This is a genomic window from Streptomyces niveiscabiei (assembly GCF_001419795.1).
Taxonomy (GTDB): domain Bacteria; phylum Actinomycetota; class Actinomycetes; order Streptomycetales; family Streptomycetaceae; genus Streptomyces; species Streptomyces niveiscabiei.
This window is the reverse complement of the sequence record NZ_LIRL01000292.1, coordinates 217-5,850: the sequence shown is the minus strand read 5'-3', so window position 1 is coordinate 5,850 and position 5,634 is coordinate 217. Positions and strand designations below refer to the sequence as shown.

At 65.2% G+C, this 5,634-nt stretch carries 5 protein-coding genes and 1 pseudogene; all 6 read right to left on the bottom strand.

What is annotated here, in order from left to right:
* Window positions 1-324, bottom strand: a 324-nt coding sequence (locus AOK24_RS47530; RefSeq protein WP_240553917.1) for an Imm50 family immunity protein, incomplete at its 3' end; no start/stop codon positions are given.
* A complete protein-coding gene (locus tag AOK24_RS45905; protein ID WP_240553916.1) occupies window positions 311-835 on the bottom strand; it encodes an Imm50 family immunity protein in 525 nt (174 codons plus the stop codon). The genes AOK24_RS47530 and AOK24_RS45905, both read right to left, overlap by 14 nt.
* Window positions 836-874: 39 nt before the next feature.
* On the bottom strand, window positions 875-1,279 hold the full coding sequence (locus AOK24_RS45900) for an Imm50 family immunity protein (protein ID WP_079056818.1): 405 nt from the start codon (window positions 1,277-1,279) through the stop codon (window positions 875-877).
* 265 nt (window positions 1,280-1,544) lie between these two features.
* A pseudogene (locus tag AOK24_RS52950) lies at window positions 1,545-2,037 on the bottom strand (type IV secretion protein Rhs); the annotation flags it as partial.
* A gap of 460 nt (window positions 2,038-2,497) precedes the next feature.
* Window positions 2,498-3,739, bottom strand: coding sequence for an acyltransferase family protein (locus AOK24_RS15220; protein ID WP_107103963.1), 1,242 nt, complete (start codon window positions 3,737-3,739; stop codon window positions 2,498-2,500).
* On the bottom strand, window positions 3,736-5,634 hold a 1,899-nt coding region (locus AOK24_RS15215; RefSeq protein WP_240553914.1), incomplete at its 5' end, for a bifunctional polysaccharide deacetylase/glycosyltransferase family 2 protein. The genes AOK24_RS15215 and AOK24_RS15220, both read right to left, overlap by 4 nt.

Here is a 5,634-nt window from a genome sequence, read left to right as displayed (position 1 = left end):
GAGAACAACAGAAACCCCACCCCCAGCCCCAACCGCCATATCAACCCGAGCAGCCTCGACAGAACTCCAACGGTTGACCGAGAACTCCCTGACACCCGAGAACAGAAGATAAAACTCCAGAGTGTTATAAACCTTGTCCCGCCATGCCTCACGAGGACGCGACGGAACATTCCGGGTCTCAAACCCGACTGTCACCGAAGTCCCCCTTTCGTCGACGTGAACATAATAAATCTTACATTCCCCCGGCCCTGGCACATCCCCTTCATAGAACACCCCCAGAGCATCGAATGAACCAAGGATCCGCCCCCAATCAGAAACGCTCATAATAAACCTTCTCGCAAGTATCAGGAAGTGTCCCGTAGAGTCGAGAATCCAGCCGCTTCACATGAACCCTAGAACCACCATCCATCCCATCCCCCTGAACCTTAAAAGCACTCACCCTCCCCACAAGAACAGAATCAGAACACTCAAAGGAAAGCACAGTCCCTGGCTCCCCAGCCCGAACCTCAACCTGAATACGCCCAAACCCCAAACGCCTGACAACATCTACCCGTGCAACAACCGGAGGATTCCACCCCTCCATGACCAAGTGCTCGACACCCAAAAACTCAAGCTGACACTGAACGGTATCCAACTCCGCACCCCGCCACTCCTGCGGCATCACGACGGGAAAACAAGCAAGATCGACACGCAGCGTCACCGTAGGACCGACCCAACTCAAATTAACAGAACGCAGCCTGAGATCACCCACCAATGCAGGCGCATCCCCGTACAGCGCTCCCAACACCTGAGAGTTGACAACAAATTCGTCAAGACTCATACCTGAATCAGCCACCCGGCACCTTCCCTCGAGATCTCATCCACAATCCACCTCTCACAGAGTCGGCGAGGAATCATCCGCATAAGCAGAGATCTTGGACAGATAGAAAGTATCGGCAACTGCTCCAACACGAACCCCTTCAGCCGAAACCTCAAGCTTCACCCTACCGCCCTCCTCCCTGACAGAAATATCCGCCCTGACCTCCACGGAGAACCCTTCCACCAACACTTCCCGAAGAGCCACGAAGGAAAATTCAACCTGCACCGTATTAAAACCCTGAAGCGCCCATTTCCGAGGCGGCCTTTCAGGATATTCGGGCAGATCAAGTCGAATCTTCAGAGTAGGACCGTCACGGAGAAGCGCCACCTCATGCACCTGCACACCTTGGAGGTCAGGAACATCTCCACCGTAGACAGAACTGACACCTTCCGGATTGTGAAGCAGGGCTACCCATGTCATCTGAAACCCCTAGTACACAGTCATGTTAATACTCGTAATGCCGAGCGGTTTCCGGCACCTTACCAGTTCAGGGGTTGTCCCACGGCCCGATATTGACCGAACCTGTGATCCTGGATGATCACTCCACTTCCGTCGTTACGCGTATACACATACTCCCTGGTGATAACGGGACCTCCACCATCCATGATCTGACGACCTTTCCGATTCACCATCGGAACCCTTCATCTCACGGAAAGCGGCATTCCTGCTCTCCGATTTCTTGGTTGAGCGTGCTACGTGTAGACCACACCTTTTCCCCTTGCTCCCCGATCAACTCGGTCGGAGCACCGACAAGGTCCGTGACGATCACGAAGAACCGGGGGTGAGGTCGGGGGATGTTGCGGTCTGTTCGCAGAGTGTGGTGCCGTCCCAGATGAAGTCGACGCGTTCCACGGCTGTTTCGCCGCCCTCGGACAGGCGGAGCTTTGATGTGCGGCGGCCGTGTAGCACCAGCGCGTGCCGTCCGGAGTGGTGACCGAGGTGAGACGGTCTTCCGGATTCCATTCGTAGTGCCAGGTGTCCGGCTTGCCTGAGAGGCGGACCTTCTGGCGGAGGGTGACACGGCCCAGGTCGTCGTGTTGGTAGCAGACCTGGCCCGCGCGGGTGATGCGGGTACCGGTGTAGGTGCGGTCGCCGGTCGCTTCGTGGCCGGGGTGGGTGGCCGGCCAGTCCGCTCGGGTCTGGTTGCCCGCCGCGTCGTAGGCGTCCGTCTCTGTCCAGCGGCGTTGGACCGGCCTGCCTGACGCCCCCCGTCACCGACTGCGTTGCCAAACAGCCGAGTTGGTCGAAGGTGTGGGACAAGGTCACCGACTCGCCGATATGGCACGTGAGTTCGCGGCCGGCCTCGTCGTACGTGAAGTCGATCGACGCGTACGCGGCCAAAGCGGTCGCGGAGGATCGTGATGGTGGTGCCGTCGGGGCCGGTGGCGAGGGCGAGGTTGTCGGTCAAGTCGTACGCATACGTGGTGACTTGGCCTGCGGCGTCCTTGCGGGTGATCTGGCCGAGGGGGTTGCGTTCGAGGGTGACGGTCGTGCCGAGGGTGTTCGTGCGCGGAGCCGGCGGTGGCGTCCGGTCGGGAGGTGCGGGTGGGCGAGGCGTGGGATGGGTGGCCCGGTGCCCGGTGTCCGCCTGGTCTCAGGGGAACGGCCTGGGGCCCGCCCGCTCCTGGGTTCTCCGGCCTACGTGGTCCTGGGACTGCCGCCCCTCCCCCGCTGGCCCCTCGTCCGCCCGTTCGGCCACAGGGTTGGGCGGCGGCCGGCTGCGAGGTCTTCTGACCAGCCGAGGGCCAGGACGCACAGGGCCGTGAGGAGCCAGGTGAACGGGAGTACGGGCCAAGGGGAGTTGAGGAGCCAGACGGCGTGGGATTCGAGGTAGGGGAGGTTCCAGGCGTGGTCCCAGAGGGGTTCGGCGATGACGATGCAGAGGTTGTGCCAGAGGTAGATCGTGACGGCGCGGGAGTTGAGGAGGGTGATCAGGCCGTCCCAGCGGCGCAGGGCGGGGGGCCAGGTCTGCCAGCTCGGGCTGAGGTGGAGGAGGAGCAGGACCGCCGCGAAGGACCAGAGGGACTGCGCGAAGGGCATGTCGTCGAGGTCGTGGTCCTGGTGGAGGTCATGCGCGAGGGCATACCAGAGAGCTACGGCGGCGACGGCCGGGGCGAGGGAGGGGATGGTGTAGCGGGGGAGCTTCTGGAGGACGCCTTGTTGGTGGGCCATACCCAGGAGCCAGCAGGAACCGAAGGTCGCGAAGTCGGTGAGGGTGGAGTCGAGGCGCCAGCTCGTGGTGGTGGCCGAGGTGAACTCCAGGGCCGCCGAAAGGGCGAGGGGCGCCAGGATCGTGGGCCAGGGAGCCGCGCGCAGGGCGCGGCGCAGGAGCGGGGAGAGGAGGACGAACCAGAGGTAGGCCCTGATGTACCAGAGGGGTACGCCCAGGGCGGTGGGCCAGTCGTCCGCCACGAGGCCCTGGATGCCGTGGGACGCCTCGGCGTACGGGGGGTCGCTGAGCGGGAGGACCCAGTACCCGAGGTGCAGCCACCACCAGGTCGGGTGACCCTCCTCGCCGGGACCCCAGCCCGCGAGGACCATACCGGTCACCGCGATCACTCCCAGGAGCCACAGGGGCGGGAGCAGGCGTCGTAGGCGGCCCCGGATCACCTCGGGTGCGGGGCGTTTGCCGAGGGAGCGGGACATCAGGTTGCCCGCGAGGGCGAACATCACGCCCATGGAGGGGAAGACGAGGGGGAGCCAGGCCCAGCCCATGAGGTGGTAGAGGACGACGCGGAAGAGGGCGACGGCCCGGAGGAGGTCGAAGTACCGGTCCCGGCCGCCTTTTTGGGGCTCCGGAGATGCCGGTGCCTCCTCGACGACCGGCATCTTCTCGGTGTCCTGGAGCCCCAGTTCGCGCCTGTCCGACGTACTCGTCATCCCCGGCCTCCGCTCTCCGTCGCCAACTGTCCGGGAGGCGCGGCGACTTGGCCTTTGCGGCGGAGTTTCTGCCAGCGCAGCCGGCCGCCCGTGAGCGCCGTGATCCAGGACTGGAGCAGGACGATGTACATCAGCTGCCGGTAGAGGATCTGCTGGAGCGGCAGGGAGATCAGCGGGGTGATGCGTTCGCGGTCGAGGGCGAACGCGTAGGCGGCGCAGGCCCCTTGGACCGCGAGGACGCCGAACCAGGCCGCGATGGTCTTGCCGGTCGGGCCGAAGACGAGGCCGTAGACGAGGAACAGGTCGATCAGCGGGGCCAGGAGCGGCGCGACGACCATGAACAGCGAGACCAGCGGCAGGCCGACCCGCCCGAAGCGCCCCGAGGGCCCCCGTTCGACGACGGCCCGGCGGTGCTTCCAGATCGCCTGCATCGTGCCGTAGCACCAGCGGTAGCGCTGCGACCAGAGCTGCTGCACGGACTCCGGCGCCTCGGTCCACGCGCGCGCGTTCTCCGCGTAGACGACCCGCCAGCCGTCGCGGTGCATGGCCATGGTGATGTCGGTGTCCTCGGCGAGCGTGTCGTCACTCATCCCGCCGACCCGTTCCAGCGCGGTACGCCGAAACGCCCCTACAGCGCCGGGAATTGTGGGCATGCAGCGCAGTACGTCGTACATCCGGCGGTCCAGGTTGAAGCCCATCACGTACTCGATGTGCTGCCAGGCCCCGATGAGGGTGTCCTTGTTGCCGACCTTGGCGTTCCCGGCGACGGCGCCGACGCGCGGATCGGCGAAGGGCTGCACCAACTCCCCTACGGTGGACGGCTCGAAGACCGTATCGCCGTCCATCATCACGATGATGTCGTGCGAGGCGTTCGCGAGCCCCCGGTTGAGCGCGGCCGGTTTGCCCGCGTTGAGCTGGCGGACCACCCGTACGCCGGGCAGGGCGAGTTCCTCGACGATGCGGGCGGTGCCGTCGGTGGAGCCGTCGTCGACGACCAGGATTTCTATGGGGTGTTCGCTCCTGATCAGTGAACGCACCGTGTTCTCGATGCACTTGGCCTCGTTGTACGCCGGGACCAGCACCGTCACGGGTTCGGTGACCGGCGCGTCCGGGCCCCAGGTGAAGCCGCGGCGCCGGGTGCGGCGGGTGTGCGCGGCGGAGAGCAGCAGCATCAGGCCGAACCGCGCGAAGACCAGGAAGCCGATGACCGCGAGGCCGACGACGAGGACGCCGGTGAGGTGGTCGGAGGCGGTGACGAGGGCCGTCCACGCCTTGCCCTTCCACAACTCGGCGCCGGTGACCGGGATATGGGCGCTCGGGGCGTTCAGGGCCTCGGTGAGGTTCTGGAACCTGTAGCCCTGGCGCTGGAGTTGGGGCAGGTAGCGGTCGAGCGCCTGGACCGTCTCGTGCCGGTCGCCGCCCGAGTCGTGCATCAGGACGATGCCGCCTTTCCCTTTGGGCGGCGTGGAGTTGGCGATGATCCTGGCGACTCCGGGCTTCTGCCAGTCCTCGCTGTCGACGCTCGTGAGGACGGTGAGGTAGCCCCGGCTCCCCACGTACCGCACGACCGGCCACGAGTTGTTGTCCAGCGCCTCGGCCGTGGAGGAGTACGGCGGCCGGAAGAGCGAGGTGCGGATACCGGCCGCGCCCGCCAACGCCAGCTGGTTCTGGGTGAGTTCCCAGTCGATGCGGGACCTGGACTGGTACGAGAGGTCGGGGTGGTTGAAGGTGTGCAGGCCGATCTCGTGGCCCTCCTCGGCCATCCGCCGGACCAGGTCGGGGTGGCGGGACGCCATGGTGCCGGTGATGAAGAAGACGGCGTGGGCGCGGTGCTCCTTCAGGACGTCCAGAACCTCGGGCGTCCAGCGCGGGTCGGGGCCGTCGTCGAAGGTGAG

What these genes read in the sequence shown, in the direction of transcription:
- AOK24_RS45900 (WP_079056818.1), bottom strand. Translation starts at nt 1,279, where the DNA reads ATGACATGGGTAGCCCTGCTTCACAATCCGGAAGGTGTCAGTTCTGTC.
- AOK24_RS15220 (WP_107103963.1), bottom strand. Translation starts at nt 3,739, where the DNA reads ATGACGAGTACGTCGGACAGGCGCGAACTGGGGCTCCAGGACACCGAG.